Raw genomic sequence first — 20,772 nt, 5'->3', positions numbered from 1 at the left:
CATTTGACAAAGGGAGGCAAACCAGCGGCTTCGCGCATCGCGCCGGGCTCGGACCGATTTGAGCGCGGTGCAGTCGGTTGACGCCGGCACGCAGCAATGGAGTGACGAAAGATGAGCTCGTCCGTCATTGATTACCTCGCAACGGAAACGCGCCTTGGCGCCCATAATTACGAACCGATCGGGGTCGTCCTGTCGCGCGGCGAAGGTGTCTGGGTCTGGGATACCGACGGCAACCGCTATCTCGATTGCCTCTCGGCCTATTCCGCGGTCAGCCAGGGCCACTGCCACCCCAAGATCCTGGCGGCGATGGTGGAACAGGCACACAGGCTGACGCTGACCTCGCGCGCCTTCCACAACGACCAGCTCGCCCCGTTCTACGAGGAGATCGCTGCGCTGACCGGCTCGCACAAGGTGCTGCCGATGAACAGCGGCGCCGAGGCGGTCGAAAGCGCGATCAAGTCGGTGCGCAAATGGGGCTACGAGGTGAAAGGTGTGCCGGACGACCAGGCCGAGATCATCGTCTGCGCCGACAATTTCCACGGACGCACGCTGGGCATCGTCGGCTTCTCAACGGACCCTGAGACCCGCGGACACTTTGGACCGTTCGCGCCGGGCTTCAGGATCATCCCGTTCGGCGACGCCGCGGCACTCGAACAAGCGATCACGCCCAACACGGTCGCCTTTCTGGTCGAGCCGATCCAGGGCGAAGCCGGTGTCATCATTCCACCGGCGGGCTATTTCACCAAGGTGCGGGAGCTCTGCACGGCCAATAACGTCATGCTGGTGCTCGACGAGATCCAGACCGGGCTCGGCCGCACCGGCAAGCTGCTCGCCGAACAGCACGAGGGAATCGAGGCGGACGTGACCCTGCTCGGCAAGGCCTTGTCCGGCGGCTTCTATCCCGTGTCGGCCGTGCTCTCGAACAACGAAGTGCTCGGGACATTGCGACCCGGGCAGCACGGCTCAACCTTCGGCGGCAACCCGCTGGCCTGCGCGGTGGCGCGCGCGGCAATGCGCGTGCTGGTCGAGGAAGGCATGATCGAGAACGCCGCCAGGCAGGGCGCGCGCCTTCTGGAAGGCTTGAAGGACATCCGCGCCAACACGGTCCGCGAGGTACGCGGGCGCGGCCTGATGCTGGCGGTCGAGCTGCATCCCGAGGCCGGCCGCGCGCGCCGCTACTGCGAGGCGCTCCAGGGCAAGGGCATCCTCGCCAAGGACACCCACGGGCACACGATCCGCATCGCCCCGCCGCTGGTGATCACCAGCGACGAGGTCGACTGGGCGCTGGAGCAGTTCGCCACGACGCTGACGCAGGATTTCTCCTGAAGCTGCCTGCGTCGGAAGATCGCATTGCCGGCTGCCACGTTCGGAATGATCGAGACCGCATTGCGCACCACCTCATGTCACGGGCTGCGGCTCCGGGAATTTCCATTTTCCGTTCAGGATGTCGGGTCTCGGGCGATAGAAGCGCACCATATAGTTCCAGCCCGGCATAGTCGGTAGGCAATTGGGAATTTTCCAGTCGCAGCCACCGACCCGCGATCGGAGTCGGGAAGCGTGGAGGCCAATACCAGCAGCGCGTCCTTTACCTTCTTGTGGCTGACCGGATCCCAGTCGGGAATATCGAACTTGCCCGAACTCCTCTGGCTGACCGCTACGGCATCCTGCAGAGCGTGCGCCTGCTCGATATCCTTCGGGTCCGATGGATCGACCAGCGTGCGCAACGCGAGCATCAGATAGCGCGTTCCGATCTGCTCTTTCGAGAACGTATGGCTTCCGCCGTAGTAGACGGCGGGGGTGTATTGATCTTCGTCGATCACAATCATTGACATGAAACGTTTGCCGGATTCGGGCAGCGCTACCGTTACCGGCCCGGCGTCGAGATCGAATACCGCCGCCGAATACAGGGTGTCGCGGTTGGCGCGAATGACGATCTAGTTGTCGACCGGCTCGATCTCGCGGCGGTGGAAGAATTTTCCCGGCGCACCTGCCAGCTTGACGATGCTGGCGAAATACGCGTCGCTTTCGGCGCGTGTGAAATTGTTGGCGGTGACGGGATTGAGGGGTCCTTGCGGCTGCGCTTGTGCGAACGGACTGGTCGCTGCCAACACCAGGCCGGCCAAGATAAGCGAGCAAAGATGGTTCATGGGCCTCCTCCTCACTGCGCGGATACTTTTTCGAGATCCGGCAGCTTCCACGTCTTGTCGAACAGCGGCTTGGTCGGCCCATACAGGCGGAACATCAGTTCAAATTCGCCGTCAGGTCTCGTCGGAACCCAGTTCGTTTCCTTTCCGGCCAGCGCTTTGGGGCCGAAGTAGAGATCGACTGTGCCATCGGGATTCTTCGCCAATTCCGCGCTCTGTGACGCAGCGCTCGCTCGCGGCATGCCGCGGATGAGAGCGTGAGTTGCGCGGTCGTATGCCGTCACTGACCAATATTGTTTGACCGGCGCATCCGCCGGCACAGTGAGCCTATAGGTGTTGGCGCCGCTGAGGTTCTTCCCGTCCTTGTCCTTGATCGCCATCAGGTAGAACTGGGCCGTACCCAGACGTTTGATGCCGATGAAGCCAAGAGTATAGGTGAGGCCTCTCGCATCGATGGCGTAGGCCTCTCGACTGGCGTAGCGCGTCGATTGGCCCTGGACTGCCTCCGCCTGCGCCGGCACACGCCAGTACGTGCCTTCAAAATAGGGCGGGAAGACCGTGTCGTACCGCAATTCGAGCAAGGCCTTCGCCTCGCGGGCGGCGGCGTTGAGGATTTCCTGCATCTTGGCATCGGGATTGAAGGGCTTGCCCTTCTCGATGCCGATCGACCGCAGTTGATTGATCATCGCCCTGTCCCGTTCCTGCCATGGCTCGCTCTGCACGATGCGGTCGAGCGACTGAAAGAAGCGCAGGTCGAAGGGAATGGTCGAGTCGAACAGAATTCCCATAACGTCGGTGAAGGTGGTTGGCGGCGGATTGGCGGCGTGCGCGAGCGGATAGATTTTGAGCTGCTTGGCATAGGCGACCGATTTGGCGAAATCAGCCTCGGTGCGCCCCGGCAAATTGGAGCGGAACAGCGCGAAGCCTCCATACGTCTGCGACGGCAAGACGAAGTACCCGACCGGCGGATTGCTGTTGTAGTCCGGCGGCAGGATCAGGTATTTGCCGCCCTTGCCCTGGTCGGCTCCTTCGGGCCCTGCATCTTCCAGCGCGGCCTGCCAGATATCGTCAATATTGGCAGCGAGCGAGCCGCCGTCGGCGGGCGGCACCTCGATCACAATGGGGCCTGCGTCTTTGGTGTTGAAAAATGTCATCAAGTAGATCGTGTCCGGATTCGGCGTCAGCGTCTGGTTCTTCCAGTCGGAGGGCCGCGACCAGTAGATGAATTGATTGACCCTGCCTTCGGTCTTGTTGAGCATTGCCTGCAGCATCAGGTCGTAGTTGACCGCCGGCATGCCCCAGATGATCGCCTCCACCGCGCGGCGGTGTATCAGGCGATTGTTGAGATCGTCGGCGGAGAGATTCTGCGCCGGTGCGGATGTCATCGCGTAAAGGCAGGCAAGGGCTGCAAGAGCTGTTCTCTTCACGGTTACCTCCGGCACATTCACCTACGGGGTTGGAAGCACCAGCCGGCATCGCTACCGGCGCTGGTGCCCGTGTGGTCACTGCGCTGTTGCCGCAAGGCTCCGCTGCATCTTCTCCACGATCTGATCGATGCTGAAGCTCGACGGTCGCTGGCTCGGCGGATACTCTTTGAACGTCGCGAGGAATTGGCCCACGACGGCTGGCGCCGCGATGAACACACCTGCTCCGTCCGTCATGAGCCAGTCGTAGTATGTGTTTGAGGTGATGTCCGCGCGCTCGTAAGGGTCCGACCGCAGATTGAAGATTTTCGGGACGCGCAGCTTGGTGAACGGCTCAGCCCAGATTCGCAGCGTGCCCGTCGCCCGCTGTTCCTCGAAGACGACCTTCCAGTTTTCGTAGCGCAAAGCCACGACATCGCCGTCGTCGTCGAAGTAGAGGAACTCCTTGCGATTGCCGCGCTCCTGCTGGCCGGTGAGATAGGGAAGCTGGTTGTAACCGTCGAGATGAACCTTGAAGGTCTTGGCTCCGGCCTGATGGCCCACCAACAGCTTTTCCTTAATGTCAGGATCTCCGGCCACCGCCATCAGGGTTGGCAGCCAGTCTAGCGCGCTCATCGTCTCGTTGGAGATGGAGCCGGGTTGAATCCGCCCCGGCCAGCGGATCATGCATGGCACGCGGAATGCACCCTCCCAATTGGTGTTCTTTTCGCTCCGGAACGGTGTCGTGCCGGCATCCGGCCATGAATTCTGATGCGGGCCGTTGTCCGTGGTGTAGAGCACGATGGTGTCGTTGCCGATGCCGAGATCGTCCAGTGCCTTGAGGATCGTACCCACCGTCGCGTCGTGCTCGATCATGCCGTCTGCGTATTCGGTTCTTGACGTCAGTCCCGGTTGGTCACGATGGGAGTCCCGGACATGGGTGCGGAAGTGCATGCGGGTGGAGTTGAACCAGCAGAAGAACGGCGTGTTCGCCCGCGCCTGACGTTGGATGAAATCAACGGCGGCAGCAGAAGTTTCGTCGTCGATCGTCTCCATACGCTTCCTGGTGAGCGCGCCAGTGTCCTCGATCGTCTGCCTGCCGACCCGACCCCAGCGCGGATGTTCGGTGGGATCGTCGCGATCCGACGCCTTGCAGCGCAACACGCCGCGCGGGCCGATCGACTGACGAACAGCGGGGTCGCGCGGATAAAACCGGTTCTCCGGGTCCTCCTCGGCGTTGAGGTGGTAAAGATTGCCGAGGAACTCGTCGAAGCCGTGCACGGTCGGCAGGTATTCGTTGCGGTCGCCGAGATGGTTCTTGCCGAACTGGCCGGTGGCATAGCCGAGCGGCTTGAGCAGTTCGGCGAGCGTTGCGTCTCTCGCCTGCAGGCCCACGGTCGCACCCGGAATGCCTACCTTCGAAAGACCGGTGCGCAGCGTGCATTGACCGGTGATGAACGACGACCGTCCCGCCGTGCAGCTCTGCTCGGCATAATAATCGGTGAACATCATGCCCTCGCGGGCGATACGATCGATGTTCGGCGTCTTGTAGCCCATCAGGCCGAATGAATAGGCGCTGATGTTGGTCTGGCCGATATCGTCACCGAAGATGACGAGGATGTTGGGCCTGCGGCCGGAGGGTGCCGGCGCCGCCTTCTGGGCCTGCGCGAGCGCGCCGGAGGTCAGCGTCGCTGCTGCTACCAGCGTTGATGTGCCCAGAAGGATATTCCGGCGATTGATGGATCTATCGCCAGCTCTATCGGACTGCAGTTCGACTCGATCTTCGTCCGCTTCTCTACCACTCATTCGACTCTCCATTCTCGGCGAGACAGTTGAAGTCATGACGAACTGGCGTCTCTCCTCACGCAGCGAAATCCGAGATGGCTTGTCGAGGTGTCGACCGCCTCGGCATGACGCGCGGCGGGACGATAGCGGCGGCAATAGTTCGGCGCGCACAGATGCGAGCCACCCTTGATCACCTTGCGCGGGATTCGAATGTTCGGCTGATGCGGGTCGTAGCTGTCTTCTTTGCGCCCGCCGCGCGGATTTTCGGGAATACAGCATACCTTCGGTGCATCGGCTTCATGCTTCGGCGCATACCAGTCCGCCGTCCACTCCCACACATTGCCGATCATGTCGTGAATGCCATAGCCGTTCGGCGGGAATGCCGTCACCGGCGACGTGCGCTCGTATCCATCTTGATTGAAATTCTGCCGCGGGAATTCGCCCTGCCAGGTGTTGGCCATATGCGCGCCACCGGGCGTGAACTCATCGCCCCAGGCGAACTCGGCGCCGTCGAGCCCGCCGCGCGCGGCGAATTCCCACTCGGCTTCGGTCGGCAAGTCCTTGCCCGCCCATTTGGCATAAGCGAGCGCGTCCGAATACGAGACGTGCACGACAGGGTGATTATCGTGCACGTTGATATTGCTCTTCGGCCCATAGGGATGGCGCCAGTCGGCGCCTGGCTCCAGTCACGCAAATTCGCGACGCTCGGCGGCGGCGCGAACACCAGCGAGCCGGCGTAGAGCATGTGCGGCAACGCGCCGGGATAATCCTTCGGGTCGGGCGGAATCTCGGCGTAGGTCTTGTGACCGGTCGCCTTGACGAACGCCTTGAATTGCCGGTTCGTCACCGGCGTGCGATCGATCCAGAAGCTGTCCACCGTCACCCGATGGACCGGCGCTTCCTCGGGATAGTGGTCGTTGGAGCCCATGCGAAACGTGCCGCCGGGAATCCGGACCATGCCGGCCGTCCGGCCATCCTCCGGTGGCCGATCGTTCCGCTCATCGGTCAGCGGCAACGTCATGAACGTTACTCCAGAAGTGCGCGCTGACGGCAGACGTCCCAGAATCCCCGCGTAGCAACCTCTTGGTGCGATCTGAACGATCCGCCTCGGCACCGGAGCATCAACTCCAGATTGACCTTCAGTATAAGCGGCTTCTGGATTGGCGCTGAGAATTCAAAGGTCAGAAGCGTTGCCGTACCAAAACAGCGGATGCTTTGGCCAAATGCGTGATAACGGGAATTGGAACTACGCGATCGAGCAAAGTTGCGCGCGAGTGTGATGGGTTTGTCACGCGACTGGAAAAACTGGAGTGGTCGCCCGCAAAGTCCGGGAATGGTCTGGCGCGGTACTCAAGGAGCACCATAATCGTTCGCATTCCTTGTCGGTCTGATGAGTTGTCCGCGTTCGCCGGACCTGGAGGGACCATGAGACCTAGTCGCCATAGTCACCGACTCCTTACGGCTGTGGTTCTCATTGTCTGCATCTCTGCAAGTTCAACAGACCATGCGAAAGCCGACGCCGGCGGCGTCGGCTTCTGGTTGCCGGGCAGCATGGGCAGTCTTTCCGCCGTGCCGGGGCAAGCCGGCTGGAGTTTCACCACCGTCTATCTCCACCTCGAGGCGAATGCCGGCGGCGGCAAGGAGCTGCAGAACAATGCAGCCATCGTCAGCGGGCTGCATGCGCGCGCCGACGCGGTCGGCTTCCTGCCGGCCTATACCTTTGAGACGCCGGTGCTGGGTGGCCAGTTGACGGTCGGCGCTGCCGGCGTCCCCGGCAATGTCGGCGTCAACATTGGCGCGACGCTGACCGGGCCGCGGGGCAACCAGATTTCGGGCAACGCGCACGACGAGCGCACGACCTTTGCCGACGTGTACTACCTCACCACCCTGAAATGGAACCAGGGCGTCAACAATTTCATGTGGTACGTGCTCGGCAACATCCCGAGCGGTACCTATGACACCACGCGCCTGGCAAATCTGAGCACCGGCTACACCGCCGTGGATAGCGGCGTGGGTTATACCTACCTCAACCCTCAAACCGGGCACGAACTCTCGGCGGTTGCCGGCTTCACCTACAGCGGCATGAACGACGCCCTGCAATATCGCAACGGTATCGACTTCCATTTCGACTGGGCGGCGTCGCATTTTGTCAGCAAAAGCGTGCATGTCGGCATCGCCGGTTATGTCTACCAGCAGGTCACCGGCGACAGCGGCGCCGGCGCAAAGCTCGGCGATTTCAAGGGTCACTCGGTCGGCATCGGCCCGCAGATCGGCATCTTCTTTCCAGCGTTCGAGGGATACACGGGCTATCTGAACATCCGCGGCTATTGGGACGTCGCCACCGAGAACCGGCCGACGACCCAATTCGCGATGGTCACGCTGAGTTTTGCGCCCTCAGCGCCAGAGAAACCAGCGACGCCGCGCGGACCGAGGCATTTGAAGTAGCTCTGGGCGCTGGAGCAGTTCGCCACGACCCTGGCGCAGGATTTCTCCTGAGGCTGCCTGCGTCGGAAGATCGCAATGCCGGCCGCGGCCAACAACGAGCCATTACGCCACCTGTGCGCTGAAAGTTGTGGGCGATTGCCAGGGCGCGTCCTCAGAAATCAAGCTTGATTGGTGCAGGCTTGCCCAATGTCCGTTGTACCCTGGTAGCGATCAAATTCCGCACCGCGGCCAGACGACGCGATGGGCCACTTCCGGTCTCATGCATCGCAGCAAATTGCGCCTCGTTGCGCAGCCAGGCAGCGACGGCGGCACGGTGAGGCCGTTGGCGGTTTTAAGACTGATGATCACCTCAGCGTTCGCGGCTTGCTGCTGTTTGATGATGGGACACCCGCTTGCCGTTCCTTCGCTTCGTAGTATTCAGCTGAAAACTTAATTGACCATCGCGCGAAGAACGAACGCAATTCCTGAGTGGGCTTTTCGACGCCGAAATGTTCGGCGACATGCGCCTCGCGCAGCCTCCTCACCGCCGATGTGAGGCCGGCGGTGCGCTCGAGCCTCTCAACCGCCGCGATTCCGGCGATCTCTGCCTGCCGATAGCGAAAGCCGACCTTTCTGATCACATACACGCACTTGATGGTTTCGTAGCCCTTGAATACGAGTTGAACGAATGGATGTTTTTTGGCCTGCGGCCAGGCTGCCGGGTAGACCGGTAGCACCAAAAGCTTGCTCTTAGCTATGACGGTTGCGAGCGGATGCAAAAGCTGCATCCAAGCTGGCCAGGAGGTGACCTTGGCAAACAATACCGCGTGCATCGCCGTTGCAGCCCCGAAAGAGATCGGCAGCCAAAGTACCGCGCACAGGATCACGAGCAATGCGGTGTTCGGCGTGAGATGCCGGCATTCTCTGAACACCCATGCCATGCCGCCTTCAAACGCATCATGTACAGCTTGTTCGAACGCCCGATAGCTAATCTTCCGCCGGAACCACAACCAGTTCCGGCGAATCGATCTACTCCACTGTCGACGTTTCGCCTCGGATAGGGGAAGGAAGCGCAACGCGCCGTTTATGACGGTAACGATGACATCGCCAAGAACCTTGGCCGCGAAGAGCGGAAGCCAGACAATCTGCATTGCTAAAGGGAAGGCGTAGTCGAGCATCCGCATCAAGATCGAAAGAACGAAACGCAGGATCTTGTTTGTGGCGAGCGTGATAACAACAAGTGGGATGATAACCACATCGTCGGGGGCACCGCGGAAGCGGCTTTCCTCGGTCCATGCCGGGTGACGACCATCGGTCACGGTGCAACGTCCGGGCTGAAAAACCGGGGATCATGCCGGCTCAAATTAGCATATTGCAAGCTCAAGGGGGGGCCTTGAGTAGTCAGAGGGCGTTGCTTTAAGGTTAGATGAGTTGCGGACTGCATGTCCGCCCGGTCTTCGCTTTTTGCTCACCCGTGGCGGCGATGGCTAACCATGACGATTCGTAAGAAAATCTTTCTGCTTGCAGGCATTCTGCTGGCAATTTTCGGCGCAGTCGTCGGCGTTCTCGGCTTCGCGCAAAAGCTCGACAGCGATCAGCTCGGGAACATCACCGAATATGAGCTGCCGTTATCGCGCATGGTTTCTGAATTCGATGTCCTTACCGATAGATACGAGCTCGAAGTCTTGCGTGTCCTGATATCCGATCGAGCCGATGCTGGAACGGAGCGGACGGCGATGGCCGCCGCAGTGCGGGCAACGGCCGACGAGCTGCGCGATACCGTCAAGACAGGTGAAGCCTTGCTCCACAAAGCAACCGGCGACCCCGGCTACGACACTGAGGATCGCGTCGACCTGGCTCGCATGGCCGGCGTCCTCAAGTACATGGGCCGTAGTCTGGAAGACTTCCTCGCCGTGGGGGACGCCACGCTTGCGGCTATCTCGGAGGGACGTCGCGACGAGGCCCGGACCATTTCGCGCGGCTTTGCCAAATTCGCCCTGGCGTTCGGCCCCGATCTCTCGCAGATTCGACGTGAGCTTGCCGATCTGACCGACCGGTCGACCCGCAGGGTTCTCGCGAGGCAGCGGTTGAACACCTATTTGAGCCTTGCCCTTTTCGTTGCGGCATGCGGCATCGGTCTGGGCGTTAGCGCCATCGGATCGACACGCGTGGTCTCCGGTCTGCGTCAGCTTGTCGCAACCACGAAGGCGCTTGAACTGGGCACGAACGCCGAGCCGGTTTTGATAGCCACCCGCGACGAGGTCGGCGAGCTGGCACTCTCGTTCAACCGGATGGTCGACGAGTTGCGCGCGCGAGACCGCGTCAAGGACACCTTCGGAAAATTCGTCGATCCCAGGCTCGTCAGCCGGCTGATCGCCAGTGGCGCGGATCAGGCCGAACGGCGCAGCCTCACCATCTTCTTTTCCGACATCAAGCAGTTTACGGGCATCAGCGAGCAGCTAACCGCCAGCGCCGTCGTTCACCTCTTGAACAACTATTTCGGCGCGGTGGCCAATGTCATTCACGGCCATCGTGGGATCATCGACAAATACATCGGGGACGCCGTCATGGCGTTCTGGGTGCCGCCGTTTTCAAACGGAGACGAACATGCAAGCGATGCTTGCCGAGCGGCGCTGGAGCAGCAGGACGCGATTGCCGCTCTGCGAGAGCAAGTACCGGAGATCACTGGAATGCGGCGCAACGCACCGGAGCTGGTGATCCGGATGGGTATTGCCACCGGCGAAGCCGTGATTGGCACCATTGGCTCGGATTCCGCTCGTTCTTACACCGTTATCGGCGACAGCGTAAACCTTGCCTCGCGCCTCGAGGGCATGAACAAGATCTACGGAACCCTCATCATCATCAGCGAGGAGACTTTCCGGCTCGCACAAGGCGCGATTGAAGCGCGCGAAATCGACACCATCACGGTCGCCGGAAAAACCGAGCCGGTGCGAATTTATGAGTTGATGGGTCGCGCCGGCGAGCTCGAATCCACGCGGGACGAATTGCGGGTGTTGTTCGCGCAAGGACTTGCCGCATATCGCAGCCGGAACTGGTCTGCTGCGCAGACGGCGTTCGAAAGCTGCCTGTGCAAGATCCCCGACGACGGTCCGACGCGCGTCTTTCTGGAACGAATCGCGCATTTGGGTCACGCGCCTCCGGCCGCGGACTGGGACGGTGTCTGGCGTCACGTTGAGAAATAAGTGAGCGGACCGTAACCAGCCATTTGTCCGCTCCGAGTCCTTCCCTGACGAGTCCGGGATCTGCTCAAAAATCTGGCGCGCGGGCCGGTCACTTCGCATCGTCGGCGGCTAAGCGCAGGCCCGTCAAGTAGAACTCTCGATGCTCAGGATTGCGCCAATGCGTGGCGCGCGGCACGACTGGATGGGTGCGACGCACTTCCTGATGCGAAGACGGCACAAGGTTGCGACCGAGATGGCGCTCAATGTGCTCGCCTACAATATGAAACGCGTAATAGCGATCTTGGGTTGCCGAACGCTGCTGGAAGCGATGCAGGCGTAGGGGAGTTTGTATCGGAGCCAACTCTAGCCGCGAAACCGATCCCGGGCCCCTCGACCTGCCAGTCGACAAAAGGGTTATCACACAGCCTGGGCCAGAAGCGGTCATCAGCTGGCAGACAAGCGCCTGCCTGCCTCCATGCTGGCCCACTCAGAACGAGAGCTAGTCGTCCGTTAAGAAGCCGGATTGATCGAGGCTGGCCGGGCGAGCGTGCGCCATAGCTGGGCCAGGAACAGGCACAAGAGATATCTCAGCCAGGCGAGGATGCGGCGGAAGTTGTGTCCGACGGCTGAGAGGACGACGTTGGCGGCATCGCCGGCGCGGCCTTTGAGGTAGCAGCGCCCGAGGTGGCCTTCCGCCTTCAGGTGTCCGATGATGGGCTCGATGGCGGAGCGGCGGCGCAGCTCGCGCTTGATGACACCGAAAACGCCGCGCTTCTGGCCGGAGATGAAGACGCGACGGGGATTTTGTGCGTCGTGGCCGCGGTATCCCTTGTCGACATAGGCCCGCTCGATCGGACAGCCGGTGAGTGTCTCGGTGCGGTCAATGACGTCCCGCAAGGTGTGACCGTCGTAGGGGTTGTCGGGCAGTGCGCTGGCGTGCAGCACGAACAGGCCACCGGGAGCCCGGCGGTTGTTGGTGACGATGGAGGCCTTCACGCCGAACTCGTAAGGCGCGCTGGCCTTGCCCTTGCCGATGCACTCCACTTCCGGGGCATGGAAGGAATAGAGCTTCCAGCCGCGCTGGCGCTGCTGCTGCGAGCGGATCTGCGTGGCCCGGCCGAGCGGGAGGGCGAACGCCTGCTCCAGTGCTGGCTGGCCTTCGATCTTGCGGCGGATGTCGCGGATGATCCGGCCCAGCCGGCTACGCAGGATACGCAACTGCCGCTGATGCCGCCTGAACTGTTTGGCATGGGCGTAGCGGCCGGCCATCATCGCGGCGGCCTTGGCGATGCGAGCATAGGATTGCCGCAGCCTGACGCCGTGCCTGATCGCCAGGCGGTTGAGCCCCTTGATGGCCGCATGCAGCAGCTTGGCATCGGTCGGAAAGGTGATGGCCTTCGGCTGCACCGTGGTGTCGACCGTAACCCGCTTGAGGTCCTGGCTGCGTAATGCACCGGCCTCGTGCGCTACCCGCAAGCTCTCGGCCAGCAGCAACTCCAGCTTGTCGCCAAGCCGCTTGCGCCAATGGCTCAGGTCCGAGCGCTCGTGCGGGAACGTGTGCTGAAAGAACTCTTCCCCGGTGAAGAACTGGAAGTATGGGTCATGGACCCAGCGCTCGCACACCTCCTCATCGGACAGCCCGTAAATGTGCTTGAGCAACAGCAGACCGATCATGAAGCGCGTCTCGATCCCGGGCCTGCCGTTCTCGCTGTAGAGCGGCGCGATCTCGCCGTCGATCCAGTCCCAATCGACCTTGCCGGCGAGCAGAACCAGCTCGTGCTTCATATTGATGATCTGGTCGAGCCGAGCCCGGAACAGATCGTTCGATCCCGTCGTCTTGTGCTTCTTCGGCCGCATCGTTCCCTCCGATGCAGACAAGGAATCATGCTTCCCGCTTCGAGGGAATCCACGAAAACCAAATCGCAAGGTTCTGACGCCCAAAGCATCAAAACCTTGCAATCTGGAAATGCCCCTTAGCCCAAATCGAGATTCCCGATCAGTGGCTTAGTCCTTCTTCACGGACGACGAGCTACTCTCCGGCATGAAACAGGCGGCCCGTTGGGGCCGCCTGATCAGAGCGGATGACCTATTGGCAGAGATGCCGGAGACCGTCAGCACCCTTGAAATAGGTGCCGGGCTTGCAGACGATGCCGTTGCGGGCAGCATACGTATTCCAGTTGCCGTGCCAGCCCATCTCGCCGGACATGGCGTAGGAATTGCCCCAGCTGCCGACGGTAGCGGCCGCCGCCGCCGGCTGGCGATACGCCGAGCGCCGAGTTGATTGCCGATGGACGCCGGTGGGGGTACCCCCAGTTCCAAGACCCGTGCAACTCGCGAATTCAGCTTGGCATTCGTCAGGATTGGAAAGGGCCGCCTGCGCCAGTGCAGCAGAGCTGGACAGGGCGGATGCCGCAATCACGACTGCGGCAAGAACTTTTAGATTCATCATGGCTTGCTCCTTGCAGTTGGACCGTGACGCAAGATGCCACGTCTGGCAGTCGCCTATCGACGCTTGCGAGCCTGACTGTGCCACTTCGGCGGAAATTGCACCGCCAGGACTGGGACGGCTTTGGGTCAATCGCGTCACTTTGACCGCGCGCCGCTCACTTCCGATCTTCCCCGACTGGCGGACTTCTGCGGGAGACATCGAAAACCACGCTGGATGCTGCCTATTGGGCAGAATGCCGCAAACGCTGTTTGATCTAGATCAAGGGTCAAGAGCGCTTTTGGGGGTGCTAGCTCGCTGCAAGGCGATAGTCGAAAAAGCTGGGCTTCACCCTCAGGTTCTCGGGTCTTCCACTTTTTGATGATGGGTCTGCGCGTGGTTACATTGACGCGCTGGGCGAGGTGGCAAACGCCCGAAACGTTGGCTTCGGGTCCAGAACCGGACTCGTGCAGCGCAGCAAGTAGTGACGCATGGTCCTAAGGCAAAACTCGGCATGATCCCGGCAACCGGATGAACGGGTGCGTGGAACCTATCGGAGCGACGGACGTTTTTGTCCGCGAATGAGCAGCGCCGTGCCCGGCGCAGCCGGAGGCGCTGAGCTGCGCTGATCGGAGAAACGCTCATGAGACTCACTCTTTCAGTCATCAAAGCTGACGTTGGCTCCGTTGGCGGGCATACGAAACCGTCTTCACGCATGATGGCGACTGTCGAGGGCGAGGTTGCCAAGGCGATCTGCAATGGTCTGCTGATCGACGGTTTCATCTGCCACACCGGCGACGACATTGCGATCATCATGACGCACACACGGGGCGAAGGAAGCCCCGAGGTCCATCAACTCGCCTGGAAGACGTTCCTCGCGGCCACCTCGGTCGCGAAAACCTCCGGGCTCTATGGCGCTGGCCAGGATCTTCTCGCCGACGCGCCTTCCGGGAACATTCGCGGCGCCGGCCCAGGCGTCGCCGAGCTCAGCTTCGACCACAGCCTCTCCGGCGCGCGACCCGCGGAGTCCTTCATGGTGTTCGCGGCCGACAAATGCGGCCCCGGCGCTTACAACCTGCCGCTCTATCTCGCCTTTGCCGACCCCATGTACTGCGCGGGGCTGATGCTGCCTCCGATGATCAAGGGATTCCGTTTCCATGTCATCGACATGGACAACACAGCCGGCGACAGCCTCCTCGAGCTCGACGCACCCGACGACAGCTACCACATTGCCGCCCTGCTTCGCGACAACGAGCGCTTCGGCATCGATCGCATCATTTCTCGAACCCATGGCGAGGTCGTCGTGGCCGTTTCGGCACAGCGCCTCCACGCGATCGCAGGCAAGTACACCGGCAAGGATGATCCAGTCGCGATCGTCAGGAACCAGGGGATTTTCCCAGCCCCGGAGGAAATAATCTCGCCGTTCGCCAAAGCGCACTTCGTGGGCGGCGATGCACGCGGCTCGCATGTGATGCCGCTCATGCCGGTGCCACTCAACACGCCGGTTACCGGCATGTACTGCCTGCCGATCGTTTCTTGCGTCGGCTTTTCGATCGACAGGGAAGGCCGCTTTGCCGAGTCCTACACCGATTTCTTCGACAACCCGGCATGGGATGAGGTCCGCCGGCGTGCCCAGCGCAAGGCCATCGAGATGCGCAGCCAAGGCTGGTCCGGCGCCGCCATGCTACCCTATTCCGAACTGGAATATGGCGGCTTCCGCGACACCGTGTCCGGACTGCTGAAGCGCTTTCGACTGCGCGACGACCGCAAGCCGGAAGCGGCCGAGTAGCGGCCGCCTCCAATCACAAGCTGGAGCGACGTTCACCGTTCAATCGACAGATGCAGGCGCTATGACGACATGCCGATCCGGGAGGTGGATATGGCAAGAAAACGCATCGGCATTCTCACGGGCGGTGGCGACGTCGCCGGCCTCAATGCAGTCATCAAGAGCGTGACTTATCGCGGCAGTGAGGACGACATCGAGGTTGTCGGTCTGCGCCGTGGTTGGGAGGCCCTCACGCACCTGAACCTCGACGACCCAAACAGCAGGTCCCACTACGTCATCCCGCTGAACCGTGAAAACACGCGAACCATCGACCGGCGCGGCGGCACCGTGCTGCACTCGAGCCGCGTCAATCCCTCCAAAATACAAAAGCTGCCCGGTCATCTCGTCGGCAATGAGGTTCCGGTCTCGCTGAGCACCAACGGCGGCATCGCGACAAAGACATGGGACCTCACCAGCCGGGTGCTCGCTAACCTTTCGGGACTTGGCATCGAACACCTGATCGCCATCGGTGGCGACGACACGCTCAGTTATGCGGCCAAGCTCAACGAACTCGGCGTCAAGATCATCGCCATCCCGAAGACGATGGATAATGACGTCCGCAACACCGAGTACTGCATCGGCTTCTCGACCGCGATCACCCGCGCCAGCGATGCCATCCAGCGGCAGCGCACCACCGTCGGCTCGCATGAGCGAATTGGCATTTTCCGCGTCTTTGGCCGCGATGCCGGATTTACGGCACTCTACACCGCGTATGCGACCTCGATACGATGCCTCATACCGGAGCATAAGGTCGACCTCGACAAGCTGATCCAGTTGCTCATCGAGGACAAGCGCGCCAATCCAAGCAACTACGCGCTGATCGTGCTCAGCGAGGGAGCTCAGTGGGAAGGCTACAAGCTGCGGGAATACGGCGAGCCTGACGCCTACGGTCACCGCAAGAAGGCCAACGTGGCGGAATCGCTTGCCGACGAGATCAAGCAGCGCACCGGCGAGGAGACGATCACCTCCGATCTCACCTACGATCTGCGATCGGGCGATCCGGACTTCATCGACAAGCTTGTGGCCCTGACTTTCGGTAACATGGCCTACGATGCCATGCTGGAAAGCAAGACCGGCCTCATGTCGGCGCTGGTCGAGGGCCGCTACGACCTCGTGCCCATCCCTGACGCCAAGCTCGGTCCGCGCAAATTGGACGTTGCGAGCAGCTACAACACGGAGCGCTACCGCCCCATCTACGCCAACAAGCAGGGGCTGCCGATCTTTCTCAACCGCGCGTCTTAGCGTGCCGGAAGCTGCCTGCGTCGGAAGATCGCAATGCCGGCCGCGGCCGACAACGAACGATTCCGCTACCCGTGCGTTGAAAGTCGTGGGCGATTACGAGCTGGGAGCGACGATCATGCGTCCGCGTGGCGTTTGCCTGAGGGCCTTTCTGGTTGGTGTCTCGGTGCTGGCGACGAGCGTCGGCGCGTCCGCCCAGGGACTCGGCCAGGGACACGGAAGAGGTGGACCACCGGGTCCGGCCGCAGCGCCGGCGGCCCGGCCGGCACCACCACCTGCCATGGCACGTCCGGCGGCGCCCCCAGCCATGGCGCGTCCCGCCGCGCCGGCATTCCATCCCCCAGCCATGCCGCAGCGCCCGGCCATGGCGCCACATCCCGCGCCGCACATCGCCTCACCACCGCCGCGCCCGACGCCCCACTTCGCTGCACCGCCGCAGCGGGTCGCCCCGCACGTGGCAGCGCCGCGGCCTGAATTCCATCGCGCGCCGGCAGCGCCGCAACGTCCGGCCATGGCACCGCGGCCGACGCCGCATATTGCCGCCCCGTCCGGCCCAGGCGCAGCGCCGGCCGTGAGCGAGCGGCTGTCGCGACGGGAGCAGATCGACCAGCGCGCGCAACAGCATCAGCAACAGATCCAGCAGCGCCAGCAGATGGTGCAGCAGCGGCAGCGCGAGGTGCTGTCGCGCCAGACCGCCGAGCGCCAGACCCGCATCGATCGCCTGCAGCAGCGCGTGCAGCAATTGCAGTCGCAAAAGCCGGAGGGCGCGCGGGCGCAACGCGAGCAGCAACGGATGCTCCAGACGCAGAACCGCCTGCTGCAGCGCGAGCAGCGCACGCAGCAGACGGATCTGGCGCGCCAGCAGCGGCTGGGACTGCAGGCTCCCACTGCAGCCGCTACGGCAACCGCAGCGGCGGCCGCCGCGCGAGCCGCCGAGCGCGGGCGGTTTGCCGAGCGCTTCCGCGAGCAGGCCTCTGCGCAAACCCAGGCGGCCCTCGTCGCCCGCCAGAGCGGCTGGGCGCCCCGGCAGGCCTGGCGACACCGCCATCCCGCGGTGTTCGTGGCGTGGCTTGGGCCCGTGTTCTGGCCTTACGCCTATTCCGACATTTTTGACTACACGTTCTGGTCCTATGCCTACGAGCCGGGCTATTGGGCGTACGCCTATGACGACTTCGTCGACACCGTGTTCTGGGGTGGTGACAGCCCCTACGCCGCCTATGCCAGCATCAACCCGTACGACTATCCGCAAGCCGGCGGCTCCCGCGCGCGCCAGCGCGCCAGCGTGAGCCCGCAAACGCTGCAGCAATTGTGCGGCACACCGGACAAGGGCGTCACCGCCTGGCCGCTTGCCGATATCGCGCGGGCGGTGCGGCCGACGCCGGAGCAACGCGCGCTGCTCGACCAATTGAAGACCGCGGCTGCCAACGCTGCCGGTGTGTTCAAGGACTCCTGCGCGGACACTTACGCACTAACTCCGCCCGGCCGCTTGCGCGCAATGATGAACCGCGTCAGCGCGACGCTGGAAGCGGTCAAGATCGTGCGCCCGGCACTGGAGAATTTCTACAACTCGCTCAGTGACGAGCAGCAGGCCCGCTTCAACGCGCTCGGCCCCAATGTCGGCGACCGCTCGCCGCCGCAGCAGCAAGCCAGTGGAGAGGGATGCGGCGATCCGAAGTCCGGCCTGACCCAGTTGCCGATCCAGAGGATCGAGGCTGTGCTCCACCCCGCGGGCAAGCAGAAGGAGGCGCTCGACCGCCTCAGCGAGGCCACGGCGAAAGGCGTTGAGGGCCTGCAGGCGGCCTGCCCGAACGATGTGCCGCTGACGCCGGTCGGACGGCTGGAGGCGATGCAGCGCCGGCTCGAGGCCATGCTGACGGCCGCCAAGCTGGTCGAACCTGCCCTCGACGAGTTCTACGCCACGCTGAGCAGCGAGCAGAAGGCGCGCTTCAACACGCTGCAACAGGTCGCAGGCCCGTGAGGGCGACGTCGCGGGAGCTACACGTCCGGTGCCGCACGATGCAGGTGCGCACCGTTACTGATTGCGCGCTTTGCAAAAAGCATATTCGCATTAGGGCCGGAATCGGGGGTCAATCGGCGTGTGTATTCAAGCCCGGCATGCCACTTCCTAACGTTTGGCTTGGTCCTCCCAGTCCTCCCACTCTACACCATTGATTTCCAGGTAACTGGAAACGGCTGCGCCAATGGTTGGGAAGAAATATTGCTCGCCAAGCTGCGAGAACAGTCCAAATCTCTTCAGCTTGTCCTTGACTGGATCTTTCAGCTCGGCAAAGCAGAACTCGATACCCTGCGCGTGCAACGCCTCGTCCAATTCGGCGATTGTATCGCCGGCGGAGACGTCCACGCTGGTGACAGGCTCCGCCGCAACGACCAGCCAGCGTACGGGCGTCGGCGATTTCGCCACGGCGTCCAGTACGCGCTCTTTGAAGAATTCGGCGTTGGCGAAGAACAGCGGCGCATCCCACCGAAACAGGACCAGCCCGGGGATTTGGCGTGCATCCGGATATCTTGTGATGTCGTGATAGCCTTTGACGCCATGGGCGCGACCCAACACGGCGGAGTGTGGGCGCCAACCGTCCCACAGGAACTCGGCGATGGCGATTGCTATTGCCAGACCAATTCCTGGGATCACTCCGAGCACCGCCACGCCGACAAAGCAGACCATCGATAGCCAAAACTCCCACTGCTGAATCCGATAGATTCGCTTGAGGTCGGTGACCTCAAACAAGCCGATCGCAGCGGCGATTACGACGGCCGCCAATGCAGCGGTGGGCAAATGCTGAAGGAGGTTTGGCGCCACCAGCAGAAGGATGGCGATGGCAAGCGCGCCGACGACTGAGGTTAGCTGGGTACGGGCGCCGGCGGCCTCTGCAACGGGCGTGCGCGAAGCGCTGCTGCTGATCGGGAAGCCCTGAAAAAAGCCGGTTGCCAGATTGGCCGCGCCAAGCCCCACCATCTCCTGGTTGGGATCGACATGGGTGCCCAATCGTGCGGCATAGGCGCGCGAAAGCACGCTGGTGTCAGCGAATGATACCAGCGCGATTGCGCAGCCGCCGATCAGTACCGGCACGATATCGCCGTAGGTGATCCAGGGGATCGCGAAACCCGGCAGGCCCTGCGGAAGAGGACCCAAAACCGCCACGCCGTAACGGGTCCCAAGATCAAGCACGCCGACGATAGCGGTCGCCCCGACTACCGCAATCAGAATGCCTGGCAGCCGCTTGCTGTTCCGGAGCAGCAGGATGACCGTCAGCGTGCCGAGCCCGATCCCGAATGCGACCCAGTTTGTCTTGCCTTCAAGGATTGCATCGGCGATCGCCCATAGGCTTCGTAAAGGTCCTTCGCTCTCGATCGAGAAGCCGAAGAGCTTTGGCAGTTGGCTGATCAAAACGGTCAATGCAATTCCGTTCATATAGCCGTATCGTATCGGCTTGGAGAGCAGCTCGGTGACAAAACCCAAGCGCGCGATGCCGGCCAGAATGCATACCGTCCCCGAAACGATCGCCATCATCGCAGCGAGCGTCGCGGCGCGAAGAGGATCGCCGCCAGACAGTGGGACGACAACGCCGAGGATGACGGCTGCCAGCGCCGAGTCAGGTCCCAGCACGAGGATGCGGCTGGGGCCGAACAACGCGTAGACCAACAGCGGCACGATCGTTGCGTACAGACCGGCGATGCCAGGCAAGCCCGATGCTGTCGCGTAGGCAATTCCAACCGGGACCAGCATCGTCGCCAGGACGAGTCCGGCGAAGATATCGCGCGGAAGCCACGCCGCCTCATATCGGCGGAGGGTTTCGATTGCCGGCAGCCAATCGATCCAATGCTTCATTGGGGGTCACTTCCAGATCCGGCCAGGCTCGTTGGCAACGCACACATTGGCCGCGATTGGCCCAGCTGGAAGCCAGTCTAGGCTGTTGCGTCTCTCGGCAAGTGGAAAAATGTCACATCCCCGCTCATTCGCTCCAATGTTGCCAGCGGCATGTCCGTTTTGGGGGCATTCGCGACCGGGTCGATCCAGCGGCAAGTCCGACCAATGTCCGTTCTGCCGCTGAAAGCGGAAGTCAATTCAGAGGGGCCATGCTGAGGGCCGTAAAGTGGTCGAGCCCACCCTGGCGAGTTCTATGCCACGCTGAGCAGCGAGCAGAAGGCGCACTTCAACACGCTGCAACAGGTCGAAGGCCCATGAGGGCGGCGTCGTATTCTCTCGCTGCAATCGCGCAGCGGCCGAACGACGTGGGGTAACGTAATCACCCAGCTTCGACGCTCGACGAGAACACGCGAGTCCGGGCCGCGGCTCCCTGTGAGACACGCGGTGGCACGGGATGCA

General features: G+C 62.3%; 13 protein-coding genes and 2 pseudogenes. 7 read left to right on the top strand and 8 right to left on the bottom strand.

Annotated elements, in window-relative coordinates; genetic code table 11:
* The first annotated feature begins 111 nt into the window (after positions 1–111).
* Entirely contained in the window at positions 112–1,326 is a 1,215-nt protein-coding gene (gene rocD / locus AAFG50_RS13085) for an ornithine--oxo-acid transaminase (RefSeq protein ID WP_028172441.1), read from the top strand.
* A gap of 72 nt (positions 1,327–1,398) precedes the next feature.
* On the opposite strand, the pseudogene AAFG50_RS13080 reads toward rocD, so the two are convergent.
* The 4 genes and pseudogenes from AAFG50_RS13080 to AAFG50_RS13065 all read right to left on the bottom strand — a co-directional run bounded on the left by AAFG50_RS13080 (position 1,399) and on the right by AAFG50_RS13065 (position 6,353).
* Positions 1,399–2,147: pseudogene (locus AAFG50_RS13080) on the bottom strand (DUF1254 domain-containing protein).
* Between the two features lie 11 nt (positions 2,148–2,158).
* Complete coding sequence (locus tag AAFG50_RS13075) at positions 2,159–3,592, bottom strand: DUF1254 domain-containing protein (RefSeq protein WP_311995529.1); 1,434 nt, start codon at positions 3,590–3,592, stop codon at positions 2,159–2,161.
* Between the two features lie 54 nt (positions 3,593–3,646).
* Positions 3,647–5,353 (bottom strand): arylsulfatase, encoded by a 1,707-nt coding sequence (locus AAFG50_RS13070; protein ID WP_080668070.1) that lies wholly within the window; start codon positions 5,351–5,353, stop codon positions 3,647–3,649.
* Positions 5,354–5,385: 32 nt separating this feature from the next.
* Positions 5,386–6,353, bottom strand: a pseudogene (locus tag AAFG50_RS13065) (formylglycine-generating enzyme family protein).
* A gap of 374 nt (positions 6,354–6,727) precedes the next feature.
* Between AAFG50_RS13065 and AAFG50_RS13060 the strand changes: the two are divergent.
* Complete coding sequence (locus AAFG50_RS13060; RefSeq protein ID WP_231166668.1) at positions 6,728–7,777, top strand: transporter; 1,050 nt, start codon at positions 6,728–6,730, stop codon at positions 7,775–7,777.
* A gap of 344 nt (positions 7,778–8,121) precedes the next feature.
* On the opposite strand, the gene AAFG50_RS13055 is transcribed toward AAFG50_RS13060, so the two are convergent.
* Positions 8,122–9,075 carry a hypothetical protein gene (locus AAFG50_RS13055; RefSeq protein WP_028172446.1) on the bottom strand — a complete coding sequence of 318 codons (954 nt, stop codon included), beginning with the start codon at positions 9,073–9,075 and terminating at the stop codon, positions 8,122–8,124.
* Between the two features lie 174 nt (positions 9,076–9,249).
* Between AAFG50_RS13055 and AAFG50_RS13050 the strand changes: the two genes are divergently transcribed.
* Entirely contained in the window at positions 9,250–10,959 is a 1,710-nt protein-coding gene (locus tag AAFG50_RS13050) for an adenylate/guanylate cyclase domain-containing protein (protein WP_049832429.1), read from the top strand.
* 139 nt (positions 10,960–11,098) lie between these two features.
* The gene (locus tag AAFG50_RS13045; protein ID WP_131234183.1) at positions 11,099–11,278 is read left to right on the top strand and encodes a hypothetical protein; all 180 of its coding nucleotides are present in this window, start codon (positions 11,099–11,101) and stop codon (positions 11,276–11,278) included.
* Positions 11,279–11,448: 170 nt separating this feature from the next.
* On the opposite strand, the gene AAFG50_RS13040 is transcribed toward AAFG50_RS13045, so the two are convergent.
* The gene (locus AAFG50_RS13040) at positions 11,449–12,795 is read right to left on the bottom strand and encodes an IS5-like element ISBj5_B family transposase (RefSeq protein ID WP_011084757.1); all 1,347 of its coding nucleotides are present in this window, start codon (positions 12,793–12,795) and stop codon (positions 11,449–11,451) included.
* 229 nt (positions 12,796–13,024) lie between these two features.
* Entirely contained in the window at positions 13,025–13,387 is a 363-nt protein-coding gene (locus tag AAFG50_RS13035) for a hypothetical protein (protein WP_038965801.1), read from the bottom strand.
* Between the two features lie 619 nt (positions 13,388–14,006).
* On the opposite strand from AAFG50_RS13035, the gene AAFG50_RS13030 reads away from it, so the two are divergent.
* The 3 genes from AAFG50_RS13030 (at position 14,007) to AAFG50_RS13020 (ending at position 18,405) form a co-directional block, all read left to right on the top strand.
* Complete coding sequence (locus AAFG50_RS13030) at positions 14,007–15,152, top strand: fructose-1,6-bisphosphatase (RefSeq protein WP_028174827.1); 1,146 nt, start codon at positions 14,007–14,009, stop codon at positions 15,150–15,152.
* Positions 15,153–15,242: 90 nt separating this feature from the next.
* On the top strand, positions 15,243–16,430 hold the full coding sequence (locus tag AAFG50_RS13025) for a 6-phosphofructokinase (RefSeq protein WP_028174826.1): 1,188 nt from the start codon (positions 15,243–15,245) through the stop codon (positions 16,428–16,430).
* A 508-nt stretch (positions 16,431–16,938) separates the two neighbouring features.
* Complete coding sequence (locus AAFG50_RS13020; RefSeq protein WP_261340768.1) at positions 16,939–18,405, top strand: Spy/CpxP family protein refolding chaperone; 1,467 nt, start codon at positions 16,939–16,941, stop codon at positions 18,403–18,405.
* A 147-nt stretch (positions 18,406–18,552) separates the two neighbouring features.
* Here AAFG50_RS13020 and sulP read toward each other — a convergent pair whose 3' ends face one another.
* Positions 18,553–20,274 carry a sulfate permease gene (sulP, locus tag AAFG50_RS13015; protein WP_028174824.1) on the bottom strand — a complete coding sequence of 574 codons (1,722 nt, stop codon included), beginning with the start codon at positions 20,272–20,274 and terminating at the stop codon, positions 18,553–18,555.
* Positions 20,275–20,772: the final 498 nt, after the last annotated feature.

The sequence above is a fragment of the Bradyrhizobium sp. B039 genome, from assembly GCF_038965675.1.
In the GTDB taxonomy this organism is placed as follows: Bacteria; Pseudomonadota; Alphaproteobacteria; order Rhizobiales; family Xanthobacteraceae; genus Bradyrhizobium; species Bradyrhizobium diazoefficiens.
Note: the sequence above shows the minus strand (reverse complement) of the source record. Positions and strands in the feature narration are given on the sequence as shown.